This window comes from uncultured Rossellomorea sp. (assembly GCF_947488365.1).
Classification (GTDB): Bacteria; Bacillota; Bacilli; order Bacillales; family Bacillaceae_B; genus Rossellomorea.
In genome coordinates this window covers 59,313-84,336 of sequence record NZ_CANKZT010000008.1, presented here as the reverse complement: position 1 = coordinate 84,336, position 25,024 = coordinate 59,313, and the positions used below count along the sequence as shown (strand labels likewise).

Here is a 25,024-nt window from a genome sequence, read left to right as displayed (position 1 = left end):
GTTCTATGCAACTGGAATGGATTCGAACCTTCGTCACTCTCGCTCAGCTTCAACATTTCACCAAAACAAGTGAATTCCTGAACTTGTCTCAACCGACCGTCAGTGTTCACATCAAGAAATTGGAACAATCCTTAGGAATTGAACTCATCTACCGTTCTTCTGCCAATCAGGCTTTTCAATTAACACCTGAGGGACTTCACGTGTTTGAAAAAGGAAAGAAGATGTTGGAGCTTTGGAGGACGATGGAACAGGTCACACAAAAGACTGAAGAAATCCAATTAAGGATCGGGGCCACTCACACCGTCAGTGACGTTCTTCTTCCCGATTTTGTCAAAAAGATCAAGATCCTCTATCCACACATCCGGCTTCAACTGATGACCCACAATCATGAAACCATTGTGGAGGCACTGAATCACAAAGAACTCGACCTCGCCCTTGTGGAAGGAACACGGGGACTCGAGCCTTTTCACCTGGAAGTCATCAGCCATGACGAACTGCGTTTCTTCGCCAGCAGCCGCATGAATTTACATTCTTCCCCCCTCATCCTCAGGGAAATCGGATCAGGGACGAGAGAGTATGCGGATGATTTTCTGAGATCCGAACGAATCGTACCGACAGAAATTCTTGAAGCCAGTAGTCATTACTTAATCAAGCAACTCGCAGTAAGGGGTCTCGGCATTGCATTTCTATCAAGCTCCTTGGTAAAAGAAGAGGTGCTCCAAGGAATGCTCGTATCCCTTGACCCTTACGTCATCAACCGACCATTTTATTCAGTGTACCCTGAAGATGGAGAAGCGGGATCAATTGTGAGAGAGTTGGTAGAGTTGCTCGGAAGTTCTTCATAAGCAGATAGGGACGGACCTCAGCTTCCACACGAAGCAAAGGTCCGTCCCTCTAAAATATCAATCGCTAGATCGCAGCCACAGTTCCATCTCAGCATCCAATTCTTTAACGGCGTCCAGCTTTCTTCCATACAGTTGATTCAGTTCATTGTATTCAATATGACCTGTCTCCATGGCTAGATCAATTTCTCTTATCATGTTTTCCAGTCTTTCAATTCTCTTTAAAACTTTTGCCTGTATTATTTCCTCATTTATTCTTTCAGGTTTTTGTACTGGTTTCTCAACCCTTACATCAATCGACTCTTTCCTCTCCTCCTTCTCTTTTTCACGTTTATACTCATCATAATTCCCATGATAGCTCTTCAAAGAATAATCCTCCACAGCAATGATTCTCTCCGCCATCCGATTGATAAAATAGCGATCGTGGGAAATGAAGAAAATCGTACCACTGAAGTCTTCGAGAGCTTCCTCAAGGGTTTCGATTGTATCAATATCCAGATGATTGGTCGGTTCATCGAGTATCAGTAAATTGATATCCTGGAATAACAGCATGGCAAGCTTTAACCTGATTCTTTCCCCACCTGAGAGATGCTTTACTTTCTTGAAGACACTGCCTTTGTAAAACATGAACTTCGCCAGGAATTCCCGAGCTTTTCCTTCAAGTATGGAGATATCCTCCCTGAAGCAGTCGAGCACCGTGACTTCCTCATTATTAAAAGCAATGTTTTGTGGTAAATAGGCTGCCTTTACATTTGCACCAAACTCTAACACGCCTTCATCCGGCCGCACTTCCCCTACAAGCATTTTTAAGAATGTGGTTTTCCCGCTTCCATTCGGACCCAGCATGCCTACTCGTTCACCAAAGTGAATCATGACATCTGTGTTGTTAAAGATGATCTTATCCCCAAAGCGTTTAGAAAGCCCCACTGCCTTGATGGTTTCTTTTCCTGATCGTTCTGCAGCTCTCACATCAAGCTTCATATTCCTTCGTTCAAATACTGGCTTATCGATGCGATCCATCTTATCCAGCTTCTTTTGGACGCTTGAAGCCCTCTTAAAGAACTTGGTATTATCAGCCCTCATGGCCCAGTCACGCAGACTCAACACGGTCTTTTCCATGCGATGGATCTTCTTTTGCTGTTCTCTGAAATGCTCGTATTGAATGCGCATATTCTCTTCCTTTTGATCAATGAAAGAAGAATAATTGCCTTTATAAGAAGTCGATCTCATATCCTCTATTTCCACAATCTTTGTGACCACGTTATCCAGGAAGTAGCGGTCATGGGACACGATGATGACCATCCCTTTGTAGCTCTTCAAATAGCTCTCCAGCCATTCGATGGATTCCATATCAAGATGATTGGTCGGCTCATCTAGAAGCAGGATATCCGGCTCGTGAATCAGGAGCTTTCCAAGAATGACCGTTGTCTTCTCCCCTCCGCTCAATAAGTCGAATTCCCTTTCCAAGAAGCTCTCCGTAAGCTGCAGCCCTGTACAAACCCTGCTCATTTTTTCCTCTCGTTCATACCCCCCCTTTACTTCAAACAGCTGAGTGAGCTCACTGTATTTAGTAAGTGTCCGCTGGAGCTCATCCTCCTGTAATAAGGTCATCTGCTCTTCCAGTTCACGCATCTGTTTCTCGACTCTGTCAATCTCTTCAAAGGCCAGATTAAGGACATCACTGACTTTCACCCCTGTTGGGTACACAGGCGATTGTTCAAGATAGGCAGTGGTCGCTCCCCTCGACATATGAATGAGGCCTTCGTCATACCCATGACTCGATGTCTGGGGGTAACCAGGATAGTAATTCATCGGCTCGATGCCTGCAATCAGCTTCAAGATTGTGCTCTTACCGCTTCCATTTGCCCCGACGATTCCGACCTTATCCCCTTCATATACTTCCAGCGATACATCTTCCACGACCAGCGTCGCTTCCATATATTTTTTTATCCCATTTAATTTCAGTTCCAACATACGCGTTCCTTCTTTCATCCATAATTGAAGTTACGCTGTTTATGGACGGGTCAAGAAGACCTTTACTCCTATTCAATTGTGAAATAAAAAAGACCGTAAGAAGAGGGTCTCTTCTTACGGTCCAGTATCATCAATGTATATGATTTTTCGCAAAGCAGTATAAGCATCATGCGCATACTAAAAAAGCGCATTCCAATGCCTAATACAATCCAGACGCTGCTGGACGCTTTATGATCAATCATCATCCCGATATCAGTAAAGTAAGTTACCTTCCAATTGCCCTGACTCCATAAAGAGCATAACAAATAAACCTATCTCTATAGGCACTTTCACGCTCATTACAAAATCCGTATTAATTTAAAAATAAATTAATTAGCAATTAGTTGGTTCCATAAACTTACTTTCCCTCCCCCGGAATTTTCTTTATTATCTCACTTTTTCATAATTTTGTAAATAGGCAGGACGGAGGGACATGTCCCTTGTCCCATTAACCCCTCATAAATGCAATGGTTTCAGCTATCCCCTGTTCATAGGATGTGTGCTGCCGCTTACCCATAAATCCATCGATCTTTTCTCCAGATAGAATAGTAGGTTCCGAGTTAATATACTGCATCTCCAACGCCTCACGCATTCCCTTCCCTGCAAAAAGGGAGTATACGGCAAACATCGATTTTGAGATGTAGTAAAGCCCCTTCTCTTCACCGAGCTGCTTTTTTAGAATCTGCTCTACTTCGTTCCCAGTTATCGGTGCGGTGGAAGGTATATTCCAATTGTGTCCGTATGCTTCGTCCTGACTGGACAAGTCGACCATCGCTTTAGCCCCATCCTTAGTAAATATGAATTCACGCACAACATCCTTCGGACCGACAAACCCCGCTTTTTTCTTTTTCAAAATCTGTTCTAATGTGAAATGGATGTATGTGTTGGTGGCATTCGGTCCATAAAAGTCCGGAAAATGGCAGATGAGCGACGGAACAGAAGATTGCTTGATCATATGATTCAATTCTAAGCGCAGTTTGCCTTTTCGTGTATGAGGGTGTTTTTCTCTATCTTCGGTCAGCATTGTACCGCCACTTCTTCCGTAGGCGTAGATATTGTCTACAACTGCCAACCTGGCGCTGTTTTGTTCCGCTGCAAAAATGATGTTTCCCGTAATCGTACTTAATTTATGTTTCCATTCATCATAAGGGAGGTTTATGGCATGAAAGATGATGTCACTGTCCTTTGCAGCATGAATAAGCTGGTCTTTATTTTCCGCATCCCCAGTCTCGATGGTCACAGCCTTCAAACCTCCAAATAATCTGGACAACTTTTCTTTCCCTCTTGCAAATGCTACGACTTCTAAACCCCTGCTGACCAATTCCAGCACAAGTGCATACCCCATCCCTCCAGAAGCCCCTACCACCGTTGCCTTTTTCATAAAAAGTCCCCCTTTTAATTAACCGCTGGTCAAATACATCCAAAAAATTTTATCCTATTGATTTCAGGATAAAATTCACGTGCAAGTGTGCCAGGTTCTCAACTTCTTCATAGGTTTCATCACAACGGCAGTAATGACTGACAAACCCGTGTAGTGCCAGGAAAATCGACCACGTCTGTTGGATGGTGATCTCTTGGTCGCTTAGATGAATAAGGGCTTTAGCGAATTTTTCATATGATTCGTTCGGTCCTTTGTTCACGCAGCTTTTGACTTCCTCATCCGCAAGCAGGAACATCATTTCATACTGGCTTTTATGACTCAGGCCGAATCGAATGAATGCGAGAAGAATCCCCCTCAATTTCCCTTCGTTATCCATTTCTTGACCCATCACATCACCCAGCCATTGATCCAACAGTTTAAAATCGGTTTCGATCATGGCATAGAACAATTCTGCTTTATTCTTGAAATGGTAGTAGAGGGAGCCGTGACTGTATCCAAGCTGGGACGCAATCTGCCTCATGGACACCTGCTGATAACCCTTCTTCCGAAAAAGCTCCCGTGCCGCTGCCATTACCATTTCCTTCGTGAGCTCCTGTGCTACTGCTTTTCTGGGTGACATACATTTCTCATCCTTTTTATTGACCAGTGTTTAATTAAATAGTACTTCGCTTACGATGGTAATGTCAAGGGATTTTTTACCAAAAAAAGAGAGGCAAACCTCCTCTAAGCTGGAGGTCCGTCCCTCTTATCTACTTACCCAAAAATCCACCCTCTGATTTTATCAGCTGCCCGGTGATCCATCCGGAATCATCACTGGCTAGAAATCGTATCAACTTCGCTGCATCCTCAGGTTCACCTAATCGTCCCATTGGAAACATTGGTAGTAAGTGTTCCCTTAACTCTTCATTGATCCACCCTGAATCAGTCGGACCTGGATCAATCGAATTAACGGTGATACCGATTGGCGCGAGGCCAACGGATAATGGCTCAGTGATGGCAATCAACATACCTTTTGTTGCGATATAGGCCAGGTTGTTGGGATCCGGACCCTTAGACACCATATGGATGATCCGCCCGTCCTTTCTTTCAGGAAAGGCTATTTCATATCGCCTCGCAAACTCCATGGTCAGCATGAGCGTCCCGCTGTTGTTCACATGGTAATGCTTATCCAGAATGTCTCTATTCAACGTCCGAAAATCGGCAGGTGATTCGAATGTCGCATTGTTTACTAGAATACATGGTGTTCCCAGTGTCTCTTCCACTCGATCCATTATTCGAAGCGGTGATGCTTTATCACTCAGGTCAACTTCCATATGAAAGGCACGTACGCCCATTTGCTTTAATTCTTCACAAAAGGTTTCCGGAAACTCATTCTCTACTCCATTTCCACTAGCCTCATCAAACGCGCTCCAATGGGTAAAAAAGATATCAGCCCCGGCGCTGGCAAGTGTTCGGCAAGTCGCTGCCCCTATTCCTTTTGAACGACTTGCTCCTGTCACGATCGCTACTTTTCCTTTTAGATTGGTCATTTCATATTCCTCCTATTTTTAAAGGAAGCTATAAGGTGTCACTAAGAGATGTATATATCCCGGCACAAAAAAAAGCAGATACAAAGGTATCCACTCTAGGTGTCGGGTATTCAATCACACCAGGCGCTCCTTGTATATGATGGTCAAACAGACACACTTCTCCCGTCAAAATGATAGGTTCATAGTCTATTGATCTCGTTCATCATTACAGGATTGTCCACATGTCCGATTCAAATCCCCTTTCGTCTACATCTCTCAATCAGAAGGATAATGGATTTTTTTTCAATAGACAATCTATGGTTATCGGGACGGAGGGACAGGTCCCTTGCCCATCATCACTGTCCTGTGCCGTTCCCCGAGTCATGACCGCCTCCCATGGTGTAATTCTGGTCTTCACCAGGTTTGGTAGAAGGATGAATCCCCTGTACATGCCGGTCGTTTCTTCTTTTCTTTCGCTTGAGATCGATTAGTAAAGCGAATAATAAAACACCCGAAATCATGATCACAAACCACCACATTATACATACCCCCTTCTAAACCATATGAGCTCTTAATCACAATCATGCCCTGGAGTAGGACAAACATGATGTTATAGAACGTGTTGGGATAAAGGGTATCAGCTTTCGCCAATCAATCCAGTTGCTTTCGTTTATCATCTGCAATCTTAACGTTTTGTCGCTGAAGCAGCAAAAACAAGGCCAGGCCGATCAGGATCAGAGCGATTCCGATACCTTGTTGCAGTGAGATCACTTCTCCCAAAATGAAATAAGCGAGTAAGCAGGTTCCAATCGTTTCCCCGAGGATCCCCATAGAAATCACGGTTGTGCTCAGCCATTTCAACAGCCAATTAAACACTGTTTGTCCAAAGATCGTTGAAACCAAGGCTAATAGAAGGAAGTACCACCATGTCTGTGAGGAATAATCCTTGAAAGAAACGTCCTGTGTCAATGCAAAGATCCATAAGAACAGTGAACTGCTGGCATACCCGATGATCGTATACGGAATGAGGGACAGCTTTTTACGGATATGCTGGCCGACAAAGAAATAGGCTGTGATGACCCCCGCTGCAATAAAGGCAAGGATGTCGCCGAATAATGCTTCTCCACTGATTTGAAAATCCTGCCACGCAATCACGAAGCTTCCGACGATCGCAACCAGACAGCCGATCAGGGCTCCCAAGCGGTATCGCTCTTTAAATAGAAAATAGCCTCCCACCATGGCAAAGAGCGGCTGCAATGTGACGATTACCGTCGAACTTGCCACTGAGGTATAGTGTAAGGATTCGAACCATAAGACATAATGCGTCGCCAGAAAGACTCCTGACAATAACCCGAGTCCCCACTGTTTCTTGGTAAGGGTAGATAATTCTTTCCGGTTCGATTTACTTGATACTAAGAATGGCAGCAGAAGGAGTGCTGCAAAAAGCATGCGGTAGAATGCAGTGATCGTGGCAGGAGCATCTGCCAATTTGACAAAGATGGCTGAAGTGGATAGAGCAAATACGGCCAGGAATAATGTTGTGTATGTCATGAATGATGATTTCAATCCTTATGCCTCCAAATTGGTTGTTTACTATACTATACAACTAAACTTCAAGTCTTCAAAACAATATCAGCACTATCCAACGGACAAAAGGTATCCATATAATAGTCCTCCGCCTTCCAATATCTCTTTTCAAATTTTTCCCGATTCTGTTTAGTCGTTTCAGCTTCCCGCATAAATCTCTTTTCCCGGGGGCAATCCAGGAAAATGATGTGGTGATAAAAGCCTTTCCATTCCTTCCTCTGGAGGAAAACACCCTCCACAATGATGAGTCCTGTTTTAGGAAGCGTAACCGTTTTCCAATCGTGGTTATCCATGTGAGAGTCGTAAAATGGAAGGTTGAGTTGCTTGTCATGCGTCAGTTTTTCAAAGAAGTTTTCTCTTAACCACTGAACGTCCCATTGTAAATGGAAATATTCATACCATTCTTCGAATCCAGTATGATACCGTTGATTGCGTTCCACGATGTGGTCATCGATGTGGAAGATATGATAGGCAATCCCTTCTTTTTTCAGGATTTCATTAAGTTGTTCCACGAAAGTTGTTTTTCCGGATCGGCTTAGGCCGTCTATTCCTAAAATGGTTCTGCCCTGAGATGGAATGGCCGAAATGATTCCCCTTAAATCATCGTGGTTTTCCAATATTCTCACCCTTTAAAATGACTTTTCGCTGTAGTTGCATACTCTAATAGTTCATCCACGCTTCCCGTACATACTTCAACCTCTGACAAATGATAAAAAGTCGTTGTCTGTGCAAAGTCACTTATTTCATTGTTAGGAGAATATAAAATTACTCTTTTATTCAGCCCAAGAGCTATTCCCAGTTCAACATGACTCCCTTTTCCCCCAGGCAACAACACAAGGATCACATCGGATTCGATGATGGCCTGCTTTTCTTTTTCACCGATCCTTCTTAACTCTTCAACTGTGGAAGCCCTGCTATTTTGAGTCCAATCATATGTATGGGTATACCCTATTCTTTTCAAACGTTCACAGACGTCTCGTACTTGATCGATATTTTGAAAGCTTGATGCAACATAAAACTTCATGTCGGTCTCCTTTCTTATATTCATAACTTGATTTTACCATAATATTCTAAAGATCAATCTTCTATTAAAAACGCTCTTTTCGCAAAGATTGTTGCTTTTTAACATAAGCTCTGTTAAGGCTCTGTCAATTAGTGTGTGCTGGATGGTGAGGGGAACTGCTCCGCTTGCAGCTAGCGTTCGGCCGAGCCTCCTCAGCTTAGCCGAACGGGGTCTCGGCACGCCCAAAATCCGCCGGAGTCTACGCAGTTCCCCTCACCATCTTTAACAGAATTTCTGTGACAGTGCTTCAACATACTCAATAATACCATGTAACTAGAAAAAAATTCTTTTTCAAAAAAGGCAAATCAATCTCTACCCTTGAATAAGGTTGTTTGCTAAAAAGCTTGTTTTAATTGTTTTCGATTAAGGATACATGCTTAGAAAGTTGATTCTCGCTGCAGGATGCTCGACTCCTGCGGGAATAGCTGGACAGTCCGAAAAGCGGAGGCGGCTTGCTCAGCCCCGACAAGCATAAGATGAATGGGCCGGGAAGGCGTACTTTGCCTTCATGGACCATTTAGCTTATGACCTCGAGGGGCTAGCCGCCGAAGCTGGACAGGTGAGACCCCGGAGGCTAAGCGAGCATCCTGGAGCGGAAATCAACTAGTACACTCTTCTCTACAATAGCAACACACTTTACGAAAAGAGCCGTTAAAAAAGATGATTCCCCTAATCTTCTCGGGCTCTTTGTAATGTGTTCCATAAAGTTTTATCAAAATAGTAATCGGGAATAGAGAAGTATGTTTAAACACTTGAGAGGAGTGATTCCAATAATCGGTGATACCGGTACTGCGTTATTTGTCATTATACCTATGACCATCATTTTGATTCTTATTGTAGCCACTATTCTTTTCTTTAGAAGAAAATCAAGAAAAGATAAAGATTTTTAAATTAAAGAGGTCTGGCAAAATGAACTTTTCCGTTTTTGAAGGAGCCCCCAAAGAATAAATTACTAAATAAAAAGGTCTCCAAATAATCAGTAAAAGCTGACTTTAAGGAGACCCTTTTTAATAGTTTTTATCTAGATATGCCTTCAAGCGTTTTTTTAGCACAATCTTTCTATACATACCATTAAACATTAGTGGTATGTCCTCTTTCACAGATAATGTCCCTTTATACTTTTCATACAGGAACTCAAAGTTCAACCCGATATCCGTGCCTAATAATCTTATAATCGGCCTGATCACCTTTTGATAAATCGGAAGTGCTCTTCCTTTGGGTGAAAACTTATCGAAGATGATGATCTCACCATCCTGCTTCAAAACCCTGATCATTTCCTTGAGACACTGATCTGCATCAGGTACGACAGATAGAACAAGGCTTCCAATCACTACGTCGAATGGATGATCTTCAAAACTCATATTCTGTGCATCCATTTTTAAGAATTGAATCGAGGAATCCGGGAACTTTTTTCTGGCTTTTTCAAGCATTTCATTAGAATAATCAACTGCTGTAATGTTTAGTACCTTATGGTTAATCAGCTCCAAATCGGCCCCTGTACCTACACCCACAAATAATATCTTTTGATATTCGTTAAACTGCACTTCTTCAAAAAATCTTTTTCCGTGCTTTAAGAAATTCACCCGAATTAAAAAACCTATCGTATACTGGAGACCAATATTTATACATTCGTTCATTCCAACGATTGTTCATTACTGCACCTTTTGATTTTATTGTCTATCTTGGTCAGAGGAATACGTATTATGATCCAAGCTTACTTGGTTTGCTTTTTTTCTGTTCGTGCCTTGTACGAATCATACTCGGAACCCCCACCGCCATACTCACCATGAAACTCCACATAACATAACGCCAGTCTCCTGTAAAAAGCGACACTCCGATGAAAAACATCAGCTGTCCCACAAGGGCGAACCATGAAGCAATCCAGGCCAAGGTTAAATTTTGTTTCATTTGCAACCCTCCTATTCTTAAAATGACGCCACTAAATGATTCTATTAATCTCTTATCTTTTATTACCAATTATTTCAAAAAATTTCACCTAACTCAATCATTAATTTATTAAAAATGTTGAGCTTACCTTCACTCCTCACTATATAATGAGGATAGGTGATCAATATGAAACGAATTCATTACAGCTGGATAATATTAACCATTTCCTTCTTCTCGATTATCGTAGCCGGAATTGTCCGCTCTTCTTCAGGAGTCTTCATCGAACCTTTCGAAAGCGAGTTCGGATGGGACCGATCTGTCATTTCTTTTGCGTTTGCTGTGGGTCTCTTTTTATATGGGATTTCCGGTCCGTTTATGGCAGCTTTAATTGAAGTGCTCGGTTTAAAGAAGATCATGATTATCTCCATGGGAACATTATTGTCGGGAACGTTGCTTACTTTGGTGATGAATCAACCATGGCAGCTCATTTTGATTTGGGGGATAATTATCGGGTTAGGTTCTTCTCTTTTCCTAACAGTCTTAAGCCCTTATATCGCAAATCGCTGGTTTGTAAAACGCAGGGGCCTTGCAGTTGGAATACTAACGGCAAGTACCGCCACGGGGCAGTTGATCTTACTTCCGATCTTAGCAATCATTATAGAAAACTATACATGGCGAGGGGCCATCAGCCTCATCATCATTCTTAGCGTCACCATGTTTCTCATCATTGCTTTCTTTATGAAAAGCTCACCCAAAGATATCGGCATCGAGCCCTATGGCGATGAAGACGGGCTTCAAGAAAAGGAGGGCGACTCCAGGAAGAATCCAATTCTGATCGCGTTCAACGGGTTATTTCTCGCGGTAAAAGCAAAGGAATTCTGGTTACTGGCAGGGAGCTTCTTTATATGTGGTCTTTCCACCAGTGGATTAATTGGGACTCATTTTGTTTCCTACTGTTTAAGCTATGGGATCTCTTTGGTGACGGCTGCCTCACTACTATCTTTCATGGGGATATTCGACCTTTTCGGTACCACATTATCCGGCTGGCTTTCGGACCGCTTCGATAACCGCTGGCTGCTGTTTTGGTATTATGCCTTAAGAGGAGGTTCTTTGGTCTTACTTCCCTTTGCTTTGTCTGAAGGGTCTGTTACTTTGCTCATCATCTTCTCCGTATTTTACGGACTGGATTGGATTGCGACCGTACCGCCTACCATTAATATTTCAAGGCAGATCTTCGGGGTTGCAAAAAGCGGGGTCATTTATGGGTGGATATTTGCCGCTCATCAGGCTGGTGCTGCCGTTGCGGCGTTTGGCGGCGGGATCATTTTCAACCTGTTCAACTCCTATACTTGGGCATTCTTCCTCGCAGGAATATTCTGCGTACTGGCCAGTTTGTTTGTGGTCTTGATCAAAAAAGAGGGACGGACCTCTAATTCCCTTTCATAAGGATACTTGTTAATGAGAGGTCCGTCCCTTTCCAGGGAGTAATTAAAACGATTCGCTACTATAAAGGTCCGCTTTTATATGCTCAAAGAATGGACTCGGTTCACCTACGCTGAATAGCTGCAGCTCGTGCATGGCTCTTGTGCAGGCCGTGTAGAATAAGCGGCTGAGGCTATCGTCACCATACGAGCTGGCAGATGCGTCATAAAGGATGACGGCATCAAATTCGATTCCTTTTGCTAGGTATGCCGGGATGACGATCACGCCCTGTTCGTATTCAAGAGAAGCGCTTTTCATGAGCTTGATGCCTTCCACACCCCTTAAGGAGGCGTATGCGGCTTCACTTTCTCTCGCAGATTTACATATGACGGCAATGGAGTGATAGTCCCGGTCCTTCCATTCTTCTATTTTCGCTGCAATTCGGCTGTGAAGTTCATCGTGATCAGTGACCCGGGTGAGCACCGGTTTATCCCCTTCCCGGTCAAATGGGGAGATTTGGTCGCCGCCAGGCACAAGCCGGCGTGTGAACTCGATGATCGGCTTGGTGGACCTGTAGCTTTGAGTCAGGTTGATCATTGTGGTCTCACCCTGTCCATAGAGTCCGGTCAATGTGCTGAAATCCACGTGCTCACGTGCATGGGCAAAGATGGCCTGATTAAAGTCGCCAAGCACGGTCATCTTGGCTGAAGGAAACAGACGCTTGATGAATTCGAATTGAAAAGGTGAGTAGTCCTGAGCTTCGTCGATGAGCACATGCTTAATCGACGTATTGGTCTGAAAGCCAAGAATCAGCTCTTTCAACAGTAAAAAAGGAGTCGCATCCTCGTAGGACAGTTCCCCTTCCTCGAGCATGTTCATTGTCGAACGGCAAATATCCTCCCACTCTTCCGGGATCTCACCCTTCCATAAGGTGGAGATGTTCGTAGGATCAGCAAAAAGCTGAAGATACATTCCTCTCACGTCCACATATTGAAACCTATTGATTCGCTTGCGCAGTCCCTTGAATCTCCTGCGAACGGTCAATCTGGCCAGCGCATCATACTCGATCTCATAATCATTAGACGGATTTTTCTTCTGCAGGTGCTGATGCGCTTTGTGATAGTCCTCATTGCTCATCAGCTCGATTTCTTCTTCGACCCAAGGCTTGCTCCGTTCAAGCTTCTCTGCTTCATCGATCTGTTGATTGATCCACTCGGTCAATTTCTCCAGCCTGTTATGGAAACGCAATGACGTATCACTGGTATAAAATCGTTCCTTTATTTGATTTGCTGTGACGATCGGCTGTCCCCGGAACTTGATTCCTTTGAATCGCATCTCGGATTCCTCCAGTGACGTTCTGTATAATTTAATGACATCAAAGAAATCCGTCGATGCCTTGAAGGAAATACTCGCCGTCCTGGTCCGGTACGAGGGGGCACCCGTTTCAGTCAGGACGTATTCCAATTGACTGTATGGTCCCTCCAATTCGAACTCCGCACTCAACCGATGGTCCAGATATTCCTGAAAGGTCACCTGCTCCATATTCTCTTCACCAAGCTCTGGCAGTACGTTCGATACGTAGCTGTTGAACATGGCGTTCGGGGAGAACAGAATGATTTGATCAGCCTTGAGACTGCCCCGATACTTATAAAGTAAATAAGCAATCCGCTGAAGGGCGGCCGATGTTTTCCCGCTGCCCGCTGCACCTTGAACAATGAGCAGCCGGCCGTAATCGTGCCTGATGATTTGATTCTGCTTCTTCTGGATGGTCGCCACGATGCTGTTCATATGGGTATCGGTCCGCTTCCCCAATACCTCCTGCAAAATTTCATCCCCAATCGTCAGGCTGGTATCAAACATGGATTCGATGACGCCATCCCGGATGAGATACTGCCATTTTTTCTCCAGTGTCCCTTCGATTATCCCACCGGGTGTGATGTATTCAGCGGGACCTGGCGGATAATCATAGTAAACGCTCGAGATCGGAGCGCGCCAATCATAGACCAGGAAGTCCTCGCCACTTTGATCTGTGAGAGTGGCAATGCCGATATAGACCTTTTCCGACTCCGATTCTCCTTCTTCGGTAAAATCAATCCGTCCGAAATAAGGCTTACCCTTCATGCGTTGTAGAGCGGATAATTTTTTCACTGCCTGCCTGTGAGTGCTTTGACTGACGGTCAACACTTGTGCCTGCTGCCTCAAACTGAGGACGGTTTCCAGAAAATCATCGAACGTATCCGTATTCACCTTGACCTCATCCCAGAAGTGTTTACGGATCTCCACCACTTCCTCTTGTCGTCGTCCGGTTTCATCCTCCAGACGACCGATTTGCTCCACAATTGTCTCAATGACACGGTCCACACGTTCCTGCTCCTGCCGAATTTCAAGATTCATCCAAGCACTCCTTTTTCTAAAAAAAATTGAGGGTTGACGAAAGAGTAAATTATGTTATATAATTATTATTGAGTTAATATGTTTTAATTTACTCAAGATAAGCGTTTCTGTTCTAATTTATCACAAATATCCACTCTAATCAATATAAATATGATGACTGCCAAACGATTAATGATCGTTTGGCATTTTTTCGTCTGGAAAAAGAGGGACGGACCTCATGCCTTCATTTGAAAGCACAAGGTCCGTCCCTCTGCATTATAGTAAACCACTCCCCTTTGCAACATAGCTTTCCATAATCGGTGCAGGCACCAAGTTCCCACCAGTCGCCCACACTAGATGAGTCGCATGATTCAATTGATTATTAGTTAATGAAAGCGATTCAAGATGCTTCCGTATTTGCTCGGAGGTTGGGCCCGGCATCCCCGCAAGTGCGGAAGGCTCCAAAGAAATGGACTCTGATTTATGTAAAAGAGCCAGCATTTTAAATAAGTTTTCATCCTTCACTGTATACACGCCGTTCACCAGTTCCTGCACCACCCTTCCTGCTAATGCTGAGGGGCGTCCAACCGCCAGGCCATCGGCTTCTGTCCGATTGCTTAATCCTAAATCCTGGACTGAAATATTTTCGTGTTTTCCAGTCGATAGCCCAAGAAGCATACAGGGAGAATTGGTTGGTTCGGCAAAGTAACAATGAACATGATCACCAAATACATGCTTTAATCCGTACGTCACTCCTCCAGGGCCGCCTCCAACACCGCATGGCAAATACACGACCAATGGATGGTCCCTGTCAACCTTTATCCCCTCTTCTTTAAACTGCTTTCGTAACCGCAGCGCAGCGACTGCATAGCCCATGAAAAGATCCTTCGAATTTTCATCATCTATGAAGAAACAATTCGAGTCCTTCACACATTGCTTTCGCCCCTCTTCAACGGCATAGGAGAAATCGTTCCGATGCTCGATCACCGTTACTCCTTTTTCTCTGAGAAGTTCCTTTTTCCATTCTTTCGCTTCACGCGACATATGGACCGTCACATTGAAACCAAGAGCTGCACCAATGGTCCCGATACTTAAGGCTAAGTTTCCCGTCGACCCTACCGCAATGGAGTATTGTGAAAAGAACTCCTTGAACGAGGGATGGGCTAACATGGAATAGTCATCGGTCAATTGAATCATATCGTGTTTTACCAAGAGTGTTTCTGCAAGTTTCAGAACTTCGTAGATGCCTCCCCTGGCTTTAATGGAACCCGCAATGGGCAGCTCATTGTCGCATTTTAACAGTAACTTTCCAGGTATGGTGGTTTGATAATACTCTTGTAACGCTTGCTGCATATGCGGCAGTGATTTAATAGGTGATTCAATGATTCCATTCTTCTCTTCTGTTTCAGGAAATACATGTTGTATGTATGGAGCAAATCGCAGAAGCCTCTTTTCAGCTTCATAGATATCATTTCCGTCTACAGAATTTGTTTCAGAATTGAAGCAGGATTTTAGTGAAGAGTTTGACCAAAAGGTCTCTTTCATTACTTTTAGATCGGAAAGTAAAGCCGGTCTTAGCCCGTATGTTTGTTCCATCATTTATTCCCCCCTCAATTTACGTATCATTTTACAGAAGTTTCGAAGCCTTTAGAAGTTTAATGTTGACTATTTATTGAAGGTAAAAAAATGAATGGATCAGTATGACACTCTTTGTAGAATACTATGATTTTTTATCAATTTCCGGGGAAATAGTTGTAGAAATTTGGAGGACAAGGCGACCGCTCCCTCGTCCCGTAACAATCATCATAGTGTATTTGAGTTTGTCGGGACAAGGTGACTGTCCCTCTGTCCCATTCGATTGGAATGGAGAGCCATTGTGACGCTTATTAGTATAGTGATTGCCCCGATCATTTGCATAGTGCTTACCGACTCTTTCAACACAATGTATCCGACCACCATTGCCACAAACGGTTCAATGTTCAGGAGCAGGGATGTATTTGTAGAGCCGATTTCTGAAATGCAATGGTTCCAAATAAGCGGGCATATCCCATGCATGATGATCGCTGTAAAAAAAAGCAGCATCCAAATGCTGAAGGGGACGGACCTCAGAAAAGTAACGTCGGAGAATGGCAAAAACACGGTCATCAAGATCAACCCCACCATGGTCGAATAAAAGGTCAATAGAATAGAAGAAAGGTGCCTTGCATATCGTTCCACAAGAATCATGAACACGGAAAATGTAAGCATCGTGAGGAAGATATACCCTTCTCCCATACCGATCACTATGGCCCCTTTCTTCATGATGACCAGGAGCACGCCGAAAAAGCTGAAAAGGCTCCACATCCAGAAAAACGGACTTTTGCGTTCCTTAAATACAACCGAATTGATAAGGGATGTACAAATGGGTGCCGTAGCCAGGATCAAGGCAGCCGTTACGGGTGATGCCGTGGTCAAGCTGGCATAGAAGCTCCAGTGATTCAAGGTCACGCCAATGAAACCGATGAAGAGCAGCGGGATGACCATGGATTTCAACGAAGAAAATTGTCTAATTGGCTTGTAGAATACTATAAGCAGGAACAGAGTAATAAAAATAAGCCGTAAAAAAGCGATTTCCATCGGCTTGAAATAGTGCACTAAAATCGCACCGAAAATAAAATTACTTCCCCAGCAAATGACACAAAAAAGGAGGCCCATGTAGAGATACACGGGCTTTCCATTTACCTTTTCTTTCATTTCACCAGCTCATGGGTACTCCAGAGAGACCCATATACCACTTTCCCTTTGTTCATCACGGCCAGTCGTTTCGGTCTTCTGGCAACGACTTCCGCTGATGAAGCGGCGTCAACGAAAATAAAGCTTGCATCATCTTCCACTTTCGGCCACTTGTATTCACCTGTTTTCGTCAATGCCGTTGTTCCGCCAGTTATCCACTTCAGACTGTCCCTTAAGGATACTTCATCGCTTTTTCTTGTCACCTGGCCGTATTTATACACTTTCTCTAACACGTCCCCGTGACCAAGCGGACTCCAGGAGTCATAGAATCCATCACACCCAAGATGGACCTTCACTCCATGATCGTCCAGGAGCTTGATTGGCGGAAGGGACTTTGTCAAAGGAATGGTCGACATGATTGCCACTCCGTTATCTCTTAACCTCTCTGCCAGTTCAACCTGTTTCACTTCCGGCACCTCCCCGATACAGAAGGCATGACTGATGGCTGTCCGGTTCTGCCAATTCGACTCTTCCACCATATCGATCCACTTATCGATCGTGTAGGTCCCCACATGCCCGCTGTCGTGCAGATGGATGTCTACATCCGCATTGAACTCCGTTGCAATATTCATCGTTTCATAGAGTGATTTTTCAATTGAGCGATCGATTCCTGCAGGGTCGAGGCCGCCAACCATGGTGGCTCCATTTCTCATCGCTTCCCTCATCAATGTCGGCACGGAACCTCTTAATAATCCGTGCTGCGGGAAGGCAATGATATCCGCAGTCACCGCATGCTTATACTCTTCCAATGCCTCGATGACACCCTCGAGGTTCTTCAATCCAATGTATGGATCAATGTTTACGTGAGTGCGGATATGCGTTGAACCGTTTGAAAGGATTTCGTCAATCATCCGTTTCGCTCTTTGTTTAGTCGTTGGTGCGAGTTCTGTCAGCTCCTCTGCTTCAAACTGCAATCTTTCTTTCAGGTTTTTAACGGGCTTCGTCGCTTTCCATCCAAGCGTTAGATACGTTTTGTCCAAATGGTTATGCATTTCGTTAAAGGTCGGAATGGCCAAGTGACCTTTTATATCATAGATCACATCAGCAGTCTCGGGTATGGACTGTGTATGAGGCAGCTGTTGAACGATTTTCCCTTCCTTGACCCCGAGGTGAAAAAGCTCTGTTTTCGTTTCTGTCATGCCTCCATTTTCTATGTTTCCTACTTCAAGCTTCACATTTTTCAGCCAGATCATCAAAACGTCTCCCTTCTATTATTTATTGATCAGTACAGATTCAGAGTGAGGCAGCAACACCTTTTCCCCGTTCTTATAAACAGAATCAATTTTTGCTCTCCTTGCCACTGCTTCCGCTGAGCAGCTTGCTTCCACCAGGAGGAAGTCTGCTGCGTCCCCTACTTGAGGCCACACCTGTTTCCCTGCATCATCCAACGGCGTGATCCCTCCGGATGCATATTTCCATGTACGGTTGATGGAGTACTCGTCAATCAGTCGGAATCGTTCAGCAAGAATATTCAGCTTCTCGATCGTATCCCCGGTTCCAAAAGGTGACCAGTGATCGGTTAAGCTGTCATGACCGACGGATACCTGTAAACCGTACTGATCCAGAGTCGAAACAGGAATGGTTGGACGGTTAATCGGGATAGTAGTGGTAATATCAATCTCTTGATCTTTCAGAGTGGACATCATGTCGGTAAGAGATTGCCCCTCAAGATCACCAAGTGCAATGGCATGACTGATCGTGACCCGCCCCTTCAAGTTCGCCTCTCTTGTAAAATCAGCAAGACGTTCAAAGGTGAAAGCGCCAAGTGTGTCCGGGTCATGAAGGTGAATGTCAACACCGGCATTATGCTCTGTAGCAATGTCAAACGTCGTATAGAGCGATTGATCGATATGACGGTCCACTGTCGCCGGATCGACTCCCCCGACAAGGGTGGCACCATTTTTCATCGCTTCCCGCATCAGTTCCACTGAATTGCTGCGCAGGAGCCCGTGCTGAGGAAACGCCACAATGTCATAAGTGAGGTGGTGTTTATATTTCTCTAGTGCTTTAACGGTGACTTCCAGGTGCTTTAAGCCGGAAGTCGGTTCGATGTTGCAGTGCGTCCGGATGTGAGTGTGGCCATTTTGAAGCAGCAGCTCAATCATCTTTTCAGCTCTCTCCTGTGCGTATGGCAATTGCTTAGGAAGCAGCTCCTGTTCTTCTTCTATTCTTGTAAAAATTCCTTTTGTGATCGGGCGGCACGCCTTCCATGGACCACTGTAGTAGGTTTTATCGATATGGATGTGCATTTCACGTAAGGAAGGCAGGATCAGCTTTCCTTTTGCATCCAACACGGCCGCTCCAGCTTCAATCTCTGACTCGTCCCGTGAGATGGCCGTAATCTTTCCACCTTCTATTTTGACATGGGAATATTCCGTAAGGGTTCCTGTCACGACTCCATTCTCTTTCTCAAAACCCGTTTCCATTCTCACATTTTTCATCCATACTGTTTTCATCCAATCAGCCTCCAATATTTAGTGTTTACAAGGGTACGGATGGTGCTCATCCACCATCCGTAATCTCTCCTATTCGATCGTTGCCTCTTTCACCATTAAGTAGTTGGCGGCACTCAACCAAAAATCCTTCACTTCATTGTTGTACACTGCTAAATGCTCGTAGTTTCGAATTGGAATGTATACCGCTTCTTCCATTTCAATGGTCATCGCTTCTTCATATAATGTCTTTCTGACTTCAGGGTCCACTTCTTTCCTTGCCTGCTCGATGAGATCATCGACTTTTTCATTGGTGTAATAGAAATGGTTTCCTGGTGAACCGTGGGAAGAAGAGTGGAACAAGTTGTATTGGTTGTAGTCTCCATCGCCTGTTGCATTCCCCCAACCGCCAATGAACATATCTTGTTCTCCTGTGTCTACGGCTTCAATATACGCACCATATTCAAGCACTTGAATATTCACTTTGATCCCGATTCCCTTCAGCTGGGACTGAATGACTTCTGCCATATTGATCCGTTCTTTACGGTCACTTGTAATCAGTGTCAGCTCAAGACCTTTTTCAAATCCTGCTTCTTTCAAAAGCTCCTTGGCAGAATTCGGGTCATACTCATACGGTTTCACGTTTTCACTATGACCGAATACTTGCGGACTCATGGCAGCATTCGCTAAAGTACCCACTCCGTTATAGACACCTTTTATAATCGCTTCTCTTTCAATGGCCATGGAAATGGCCTGTCTTACCTTTACATTATCAAAGGGCTCTTTTTGCGTATTGAATCCGACATACTCGACGGCTAACCCTTCTGTTCGATACAGATTCAATGTGTCGGAGCTTTCGATGCGCTCGATTTCAGTTACGGGCACTTGATCACTGATATGAGCTTCACCTGTTTCAATCATCGCTAAGCGGGTAGCGTCCTCTGGTACTACCTGAAACTCGATTCCATCAATATTCGGCTGTTCTCCCCAATACTCTTCATTTTTCTCGAGGGTGATGGACTGACCTGACTTCCATGTCTTGAAGGCAAATGGCCCGGTTCCGATCGGGTGCTTAGCAAGACTATCAGGATTTTCTTTCACTGCTTTCTGGCTCATGATGCTTCCTTCGTTACTTGCAAGGATCGATAAGAGAGGTGCATAAGGAGCATCGAGCTTGAACTGCACTTTATATTCATCCAGTACGTTGATTTCTTTGATCATCCCCAGTTTATCCTTTTGAGGAGACCCGGTGTTTGGATCCAATAAGCGGTCGAACGTCACTTTGACAGCCTCTGCGTTAAATTCAGAACCGTCGTGGAACATGATTCCCTCATTTAATGTGAATTCCCACGTCGTATCGTCCGGCTGCTCCCAGCTTTTCGCCAGTGACGGAACAATGTTCATTTCTTTATCAAACGTTACAAGGCTCTCGTACACCTTTTGATAAAGTACATTGGCGGACGGAATATCTGTGATAAAGTGGGGGTCCAAATTGGTTGCATCGGATAATCGGACGACCTTCAGTATCCCGCCTTCTGATTCACCGCCTTGTTTGCTTGCGGTTTCACTTTCTACATTACTTGTTGAACACGCCTGGGTGATGAGCATGACCATCACGATCAATAATCCTGCGATCCCCCTGAAATACTTCTTATTTTCTTTCAATTCCTCCACTCTCCCTTTTCCGTATTGTTGGTGCCTATCTGCATTATAAAAAAGAAAACAGCGATTGATTTTCAATATCTTTACCAACTTTTTAATTATTTTGACAATTCAAACTTATCACCTTCCCTTTCCACCCCTCTTCCTCTATCTTTGAATTACACAAACCATTTCAATGAGGAGGAAACGTCATGTCGACAGAACTTAAAGTTCAAGAAATTCAATCACCCATACTTGAGTCAAAGCCCAGCCTGTTTGAAACAAGAATCAAACCATTTTGGGAAACCTTTTCAAGGAACAAGGCAGCAGTAGTCGGTGGAGGGATCATTCTCTTCTATATTCTCATTGCCCTGTTTGCTCCTTTACTCGCTGTACATGATCCTTATGACATTCAACTGGACAATAAACTCCAGCCCCCGAGTACAGAACATTGGATGGGGACGGATGATAAAGGACGGGATATCCTAGCTAGGATCCTCTACGGCTCCCGTCTTTCAATGGGGGTCGGTTTTGCCGCAGTCGGCTTCGGTGCTTTCTTTGGCATCATCATGGGGTTGATTTCAGGGTTTTATGGAGGATGGATCGATACCTTCATCAGCAGAATCCTGGATGTCATGCTTGCTTTCCCTGGGATCCTACTGGCTCTTGCCATCATCTCTGCCCTGGGACCGAGCCTTGTGAATGTCATGATTGCCGTCGGGGTGTTCTCCATCCCTTTATTTGCAAGGGTTGTCCGGGGATCGACGCTTGAAACGAAGAAGCTTGAATATATCGATGCCATTCGTTCGCTTGGAGCCAATGATTTCATCATCATCTTCAGGCACATCCTGCCGAACATTTTATCTCCCATCATCATTCAAGGATCCTTGCGTCTCGCCACCGCCATCCTTTCAGCAGCGGGATTATCCTTCCTTGGATTAGGGGCACAGCCTCCTTCACCTGAATGGGGTACGATGCTGTCCAGCGGAAGGGACTTTTTATTCACGGCTCCCTACATCGCCCTCTTCCCGGGGTTGGCGATTTCCATTCTCGTACTCGGCTTTAATCTTTTCGGGGACGGACTTCGGGACGCGCTTGATCCGAGACTGAAATCATAATAAGGAGGAATAGGAAATGATATTGTACATTTTCAGAAGATTAATAGAAATCATCCCCGTCATATTCGGTGTGACCCTGGTTGTCTTTCTCATCATGCAGATGGTTCCCGGAGACCCGGCTATCATACTTGCAGGAGAAGGTGCCTCGAAAGAAGCGATCAACCAACTGCGGACAGAGCTCGGCTTGAACCGACCACTGTATGTTCAATATGGAGAATACATCATGAATGTCTTCCAGGGTGACCTTGGACAATCTTTGAAGAGCCAGCAGCCTGTCATCCAGGAAATCATGACCCGCTTACCGATCACGATTGAACTGGCCTTCTACAGTATTCTCATTACGATAGTCCTTGGAATGACAGCAGGGATCATTTCGGCAGTCAGACCATACTCTGCTACCGATATTTCCGTGATGATCGTCGCTTTATTAGGGATTTCCCTTCCAAGCTTCTTTCTAGGTCTTCTATCCATTTATTTATTCTCTGTAAAACTTCAGCTTTTACCTGTTGCGGGATGGGACAGCATGCTGCACATCATTTTACCTGCCTTTACGCTCGGGGTCGGAGGAGCTGCCATCGTAGCCAGAATGACCCGATCCAGCATGCTTGAGGTCGTGAGGCAGGACTATATCCGTACTGCTCAGGCAAAAGGTTTAAAAAGCTTTGCCATTATCTATAAGCATGCCCTGCGCAATGCCTTGATTCCCGTCATCACGGTGGTCGGCCTTCAGTTTGGGGCACTTCTCGGAGGGACGGTATTAATTGAATCGGTCTTTGCCATCAATGGTCTCGGCCGTATGATCGTTGACTCGATCCGTACACGTGACCTTCCAATGGTTCAGGGCGGAGTACTGGTCGCATCCCTGGTCTTCGTGATCGTCAATCTATTCGTAGACGTTTTATACCGATTCTTTAACAAACGAATTGAACTTAACTAGGAGTGGTTGTAATGAGTAAAAATGTGGTCTTGGAAGTAAAAAACTTAAAAACCCATTTCACTTCGAAAAAAGGAGTGACGAAAGCCGTTGATGGAATCGATTTTGTTCTTCACGAAGGTGAGACGCTGGGAATCGTCGGAGAATCGGGCTGTGGAAAAAGCATGACCTCCCTTTCGATTCTTCGTCTTGTCCCCTCCCCTCCCGGAAAGATAGTGGACGGCACCATTGAATTGAAAGGAAAGGACATCCTTAAAATGTCCGAACCCGAACTTAGAAAAGTGCGCGGAAACCAAATTTCCATGATATTCCAAGAGCCAATGACGTCATTGAATCCTGTCATACCGGTCGGGGAGCAGATTGCAGAAGCTGTTCGCATCCACCAAAAGCTCGGGAAAAAGGAAGCATGGAAGAAAGCGGTCGAAATGCTCGAATTAGTAGGCATCCCTTCTCCTGAACAAAGGGCGAAACAAGAGCCTTTCCAGCTGAGCGGCGGAATGAGGCAACGTGTCATGATCGCCATGGCACTTGCCTGCAATCCCGAAGTCCTGATTGCGGATGAGCCGACTACGGCACTTGATGTGACGATCCAGGCACAAATCCTTGAGCTGATGAAGGACCTTCAGAAAAAGCTGAATATGGGAATCATCTTCATCACACATGATTTAGGCGTGGTAGCCGAGCTATGTGACAAAGTAGCGGTTATGTATGCCGGACAGGTTGTGGAATATAGTTCGACGGAACAATTATTCTCCAATCCGAAGCATCCATACACAAATGGACTGATGTCTTCATTACCGAAATTGCATGAAGACCAGGCAGAACTGGAAACGATGCCGGGAAGCGTCCCTTCCCCTTATGACATGCCAAAAGGCTGCCGTTTTTCTCCCCGTTGCGCATTGGCGACCGCACGATGTCACGAGGAAGAGCCACAGCTCAATTCCTCGAAGGATGGCAGTCAAATCAGATGTTTTCTATATAATGCCGAGAAAGAGGTGCAGATGACATGACCGCTATGATGACAGAGAAAAAACCTATTTTAGAAGTGAATGGCCTGAAACAGTACTTCCCTATCAAAAGGGAGTCGTTGTTCCAACCTAAACAAGTGGTGAAAGCCGTGGACGATATCACCTTCACGCTCTATGAAGGGGAAACCCTCAGTATCGTAGGTGAGTCCGGCTGCGGTAAATCGACAACCGGCCGTGCCATCCTTCAGCTGGATAAGCCGACGGAAGGCAGTATCCAATACAAAGGAATCGAATTGAACAGTCTATCCAAAAAGGGATTAAGAAATATGAGGGGCGATATCCAGGTCATTTTCCAGGATCCGTTTGCCTCCTTGAATCCGAGACAAACCGTCAGAAAGATCCTGAAAGAAGCCATGACCATACAAAAAGTATTGCCCCCTTCCAAGCATGAAGCTCGTATGAAGGAATTATTGGACTATGTGGGTCTCCCGATTACATCACTCGACCGTCTCCCCCACGAATTCAGCGGCGGTCAGCGACAAAGGATCGGAATCGCACGGGCATTGGCGGTCAATCCGAAAGTGATCATCTGTGATGAAGCCGTATCGGCACTGGATGTATCCATTCAGGCACAAATCTTGAACCTGTTAAAGAAACTTCAGAAGGAATTGAAATTAACGTACCTCTTCATTTCCCATGATTTAAGTGTTGTACGTCATATATCAGATCGGGTGATTGTGATGTATCTGGGGAAGGTTGTCGAGATTGGGAGAAAGCATGAGCTGTTTGACAACCCTACTCACCCTTATACCAAAGCCTTACTTTCAGCCATCCCCGTACCTGATTTTTCTAAGAAAAGAGAAAGAATCCTTTTAAAAGGGGATGTACCTTCCCCATTGAATCCGCCATCCGGATGTAAGTTTCATACCCGCTGCCCTCTGGCAACGGATTTGTGTAAAGCAGAACTGCCTCCTATGACCGGTCATGGAGAACATTTCACAAGGTGCCATTATGTCTAAACATATTTTCAGAATCTTAGTTTTCTTATAAAATAGAAAGTATGACTCATCACTTTAGGAGTTC

Annotated in this window: 21 protein-coding genes and 1 pseudogene; 6 read left to right on the top strand and 16 right to left on the bottom strand. The window is 44.7% G+C overall.

Going from position 1 to position 25,024, the window contains the following annotated elements:
- Window positions 1–5: 5 nt before the first annotated feature.
- A complete protein-coding gene (locus tag Q1B03_RS20030) occupies window positions 6–845 on the top strand; it encodes a LysR family transcriptional regulator (protein WP_299745906.1) in 840 nt (279 codons plus the stop codon).
- A gap of 57 nt (window positions 846–902) precedes the next feature.
- Here Q1B03_RS20030 and abc-f read toward each other — a convergent pair whose 3' ends face one another.
- The 10 genes and pseudogenes from abc-f to Q1B03_RS19980 form a co-directional block, all read right to left on the bottom strand.
- Window positions 903–2,816: a ribosomal protection-like ABC-F family protein gene (gene abc-f / locus Q1B03_RS20025; RefSeq protein WP_299745903.1), complete on the bottom strand. Its 1,914-nt coding sequence runs from the start codon at window positions 2,814–2,816 to the stop codon at window positions 903–905.
- 487 nt (window positions 2,817–3,303) lie between these two features.
- Complete coding sequence (locus Q1B03_RS20020; RefSeq protein ID WP_299745900.1) at window positions 3,304–4,236, bottom strand: NAD(P)H-binding protein; 933 nt, start codon at window positions 4,234–4,236, stop codon at window positions 3,304–3,306.
- 49 nt (window positions 4,237–4,285) lie between these two features.
- On the bottom strand, window positions 4,286–4,855 hold the full coding sequence (locus Q1B03_RS20015; RefSeq protein WP_299745897.1) for a TetR/AcrR family transcriptional regulator: 570 nt from the start codon (window positions 4,853–4,855) through the stop codon (window positions 4,286–4,288).
- 130 nt (window positions 4,856–4,985) lie between these two features.
- On the bottom strand, window positions 4,986–5,765 hold the full coding sequence (locus tag Q1B03_RS20010) for an SDR family oxidoreductase (protein WP_299745894.1): 780 nt from the start codon (window positions 5,763–5,765) through the stop codon (window positions 4,986–4,988).
- A gap of 335 nt (window positions 5,766–6,100) precedes the next feature.
- Window positions 6,101–6,283: a hypothetical protein gene (locus tag Q1B03_RS20005; protein WP_299745891.1), complete on the bottom strand. Its 183-nt coding sequence runs from the start codon at window positions 6,281–6,283 to the stop codon at window positions 6,101–6,103.
- Between the two features lie 112 nt (window positions 6,284–6,395).
- A complete protein-coding gene (locus tag Q1B03_RS20000) occupies window positions 6,396–7,310 on the bottom strand; it encodes a DMT family transporter (RefSeq protein ID WP_299745887.1) in 915 nt (304 codons plus the stop codon).
- Between the two features lie 47 nt (window positions 7,311–7,357).
- Window positions 7,358–7,948 carry a kinase gene (locus Q1B03_RS19995; RefSeq protein WP_299745883.1) on the bottom strand — a complete coding sequence of 197 codons (591 nt, stop codon included), beginning with the start codon at window positions 7,946–7,948 and terminating at the stop codon, window positions 7,358–7,360.
- Between the two features lie 5 nt (window positions 7,949–7,953).
- Window positions 7,954–8,355 (bottom strand): nucleoside 2-deoxyribosyltransferase, encoded by a 402-nt coding sequence (locus tag Q1B03_RS19990; RefSeq protein WP_299745880.1) that lies wholly within the window; start codon window positions 8,353–8,355, stop codon window positions 7,954–7,956.
- A gap of 1,046 nt (window positions 8,356–9,401) precedes the next feature.
- A pseudogene (locus Q1B03_RS19985) lies at window positions 9,402–10,047 on the bottom strand (class I SAM-dependent methyltransferase).
- A 48-nt stretch (window positions 10,048–10,095) separates the two neighbouring features.
- Window positions 10,096–10,302, bottom strand: coding sequence for a hypothetical protein (locus tag Q1B03_RS19980; protein WP_299745877.1), 207 nt, complete (start codon window positions 10,300–10,302; stop codon window positions 10,096–10,098).
- Between the two features lie 165 nt (window positions 10,303–10,467).
- On the opposite strand from Q1B03_RS19980, the gene Q1B03_RS19975 reads away from it, so the two are divergent.
- Window positions 10,468–11,727, top strand: coding sequence for an MFS transporter (locus Q1B03_RS19975; protein WP_299745874.1), 1,260 nt, complete (start codon window positions 10,468–10,470; stop codon window positions 11,725–11,727).
- A gap of 42 nt (window positions 11,728–11,769) precedes the next feature.
- On the opposite strand, the gene helD is transcribed toward Q1B03_RS19975, so the two are convergent.
- The 6 genes from helD to Q1B03_RS19945 form a co-directional block, all read right to left on the bottom strand.
- Window positions 11,770–14,097: an RNA polymerase recycling motor HelD gene (helD, locus tag Q1B03_RS19970; protein WP_299745871.1), complete on the bottom strand. Its 2,328-nt coding sequence runs from the start codon at window positions 14,095–14,097 to the stop codon at window positions 11,770–11,772.
- Window positions 14,098–14,352: 255 nt separating this feature from the next.
- A complete protein-coding gene (locus tag Q1B03_RS19965; RefSeq protein ID WP_299745868.1) occupies window positions 14,353–15,675 on the bottom strand; it encodes a D-serine ammonia-lyase in 1,323 nt (440 codons plus the stop codon).
- Between the two features lie 204 nt (window positions 15,676–15,879).
- Window positions 15,880–16,809, bottom strand: coding sequence for a DMT family transporter (locus Q1B03_RS19960; RefSeq protein WP_299745866.1), 930 nt, complete (start codon window positions 16,807–16,809; stop codon window positions 15,880–15,882).
- On the bottom strand, window positions 16,806–18,044 hold the full coding sequence (locus tag Q1B03_RS19955) for an amidohydrolase (RefSeq protein ID WP_299745864.1): 1,239 nt from the start codon (window positions 18,042–18,044) through the stop codon (window positions 16,806–16,808). Before Q1B03_RS19955 ends, Q1B03_RS19960 begins: the two co-directional genes overlap by 4 nt.
- A 15-nt stretch (window positions 18,045–18,059) precedes the next feature.
- Window positions 18,060–19,304, bottom strand: a complete 1,245-nt coding sequence (locus Q1B03_RS19950) for an amidohydrolase family protein (RefSeq protein ID WP_299745861.1) — start codon at window positions 19,302–19,304, stop codon at window positions 18,060–18,062.
- Window positions 19,305–19,373: 69 nt separating this feature from the next.
- Window positions 19,374–20,894, bottom strand: coding sequence for a glutathione ABC transporter substrate-binding protein (locus tag Q1B03_RS19945; protein WP_299746056.1), 1,521 nt, complete (start codon window positions 20,892–20,894; stop codon window positions 19,374–19,376).
- Window positions 20,895–21,133: 239 nt separating this feature from the next.
- Between Q1B03_RS19945 and Q1B03_RS19940 the strand changes: the two genes are divergently transcribed.
- Genes Q1B03_RS19940 through Q1B03_RS19925 form a run of 4 tightly spaced genes read left to right on the top strand, consistent with a single transcriptional unit; the run spans window position 21,134 to window position 24,960 of the window.
- Window positions 21,134–22,039 carry an ABC transporter permease gene (locus tag Q1B03_RS19940; RefSeq protein ID WP_299745858.1) on the top strand — a complete coding sequence of 302 codons (906 nt, stop codon included), beginning with the start codon at window positions 21,134–21,136 and terminating at the stop codon, window positions 22,037–22,039.
- 16 nt (window positions 22,040–22,055) lie between these two features.
- Complete coding sequence (locus Q1B03_RS19935; RefSeq protein ID WP_113970311.1) at window positions 22,056–22,976, top strand: ABC transporter permease; 921 nt, start codon at window positions 22,056–22,058, stop codon at window positions 22,974–22,976.
- A gap of 11 nt (window positions 22,977–22,987) precedes the next feature.
- Window positions 22,988–23,983, top strand: a complete 996-nt coding sequence (locus tag Q1B03_RS19930; RefSeq protein ID WP_299745852.1) for an ABC transporter ATP-binding protein — start codon at window positions 22,988–22,990, stop codon at window positions 23,981–23,983.
- A 5-nt stretch (window positions 23,984–23,988) separates the two neighbouring features.
- Window positions 23,989–24,960 carry an ABC transporter ATP-binding protein gene (locus Q1B03_RS19925; protein ID WP_299746053.1) on the top strand — a complete coding sequence of 324 codons (972 nt, stop codon included), beginning with the start codon at window positions 23,989–23,991 and terminating at the stop codon, window positions 24,958–24,960.
- Window positions 24,961–25,024: the final 64 nt, after the last annotated feature.

Excerpts from the sequence above, each read along its gene's own strand:
- Q1B03_RS19925 (WP_299746053.1), top strand. The coding sequence starts at position 23,989 with ATGATGACAGAGAAAAAACCTATTTTAGAAGTGAATGGCCTGAAACAG.
- Q1B03_RS19975 (WP_299745874.1), top strand. The coding sequence starts at position 10,468 with ATGAAACGAATTCATTACAGCTGGATAATATTAACCATTTCCTTCTTC.
- Q1B03_RS19960 (WP_299745866.1), bottom strand. The coding sequence starts at position 16,809 with ATGAAAGAAAAGGTAAATGGAAAGCCCGTGTATCTCTACATGGGCCTC.
- Q1B03_RS20010 (WP_299745894.1), bottom strand. The coding sequence starts at position 5,765 with ATGACCAATCTAAAAGGAAAAGTAGCGATCGTGACAGGAGCAAGTCGT.
- Q1B03_RS20030 (WP_299745906.1), top strand. The coding sequence starts at position 6 with ATGCAACTGGAATGGATTCGAACCTTCGTCACTCTCGCTCAGCTTCAA.
- abc-f (WP_299745903.1), bottom strand. The coding sequence starts at position 2,816 with ATGTTGGAACTGAAATTAAATGGGATAAAAAAATATATGGAAGCGACG.
- Q1B03_RS20020 (WP_299745900.1), bottom strand. The coding sequence starts at position 4,236 with ATGAAAAAGGCAACGGTGGTAGGGGCTTCTGGAGGGATGGGGTATGCA.
- Q1B03_RS19965 (WP_299745868.1), bottom strand. The coding sequence starts at position 15,675 with ATGATGGAACAAACATACGGGCTAAGACCGGCTTTACTTTCCGATCTA.
- Q1B03_RS19945 (WP_299746056.1), bottom strand. The coding sequence starts at position 20,894 with ATGGTCATGCTCATCACCCAGGCGTGTTCAACAAGTAATGTAGAAAGT.
- Q1B03_RS19990 (WP_299745880.1), bottom strand. The coding sequence starts at position 8,355 with ATGAAGTTTTATGTTGCATCAAGCTTTCAAAATATCGATCAAGTACGA.
- Q1B03_RS19930 (WP_299745852.1), top strand. The coding sequence starts at position 22,988 with ATGAGTAAAAATGTGGTCTTGGAAGTAAAAAACTTAAAAACCCATTTC.
- Q1B03_RS20005 (WP_299745891.1), bottom strand. The coding sequence starts at position 6,283 with ATGTGGTGGTTTGTGATCATGATTTCGGGTGTTTTATTATTCGCTTTA.
- Q1B03_RS19950 (WP_299745861.1), bottom strand. The coding sequence starts at position 19,304 with ATGAAAACAGTATGGATGAAAAATGTGAGAATGGAAACGGGTTTTGAG.
- Q1B03_RS20015 (WP_299745897.1), bottom strand. The coding sequence starts at position 4,855 with ATGTCACCCAGAAAAGCAGTAGCACAGGAGCTCACGAAGGAAATGGTA.
- helD (WP_299745871.1), bottom strand. The coding sequence starts at position 14,097 with ATGAATCTTGAAATTCGGCAGGAGCAGGAACGTGTGGACCGTGTCATT.
- Q1B03_RS19980 (WP_299745877.1), bottom strand. The coding sequence starts at position 10,302 with ATGAAACAAAATTTAACCTTGGCCTGGATTGCTTCATGGTTCGCCCTT.
- Q1B03_RS19940 (WP_299745858.1), top strand. The coding sequence starts at position 21,134 with ATGTCGACAGAACTTAAAGTTCAAGAAATTCAATCACCCATACTTGAG.
- Q1B03_RS19935 (WP_113970311.1), top strand. The coding sequence starts at position 22,056 with ATGATATTGTACATTTTCAGAAGATTAATAGAAATCATCCCCGTCATA.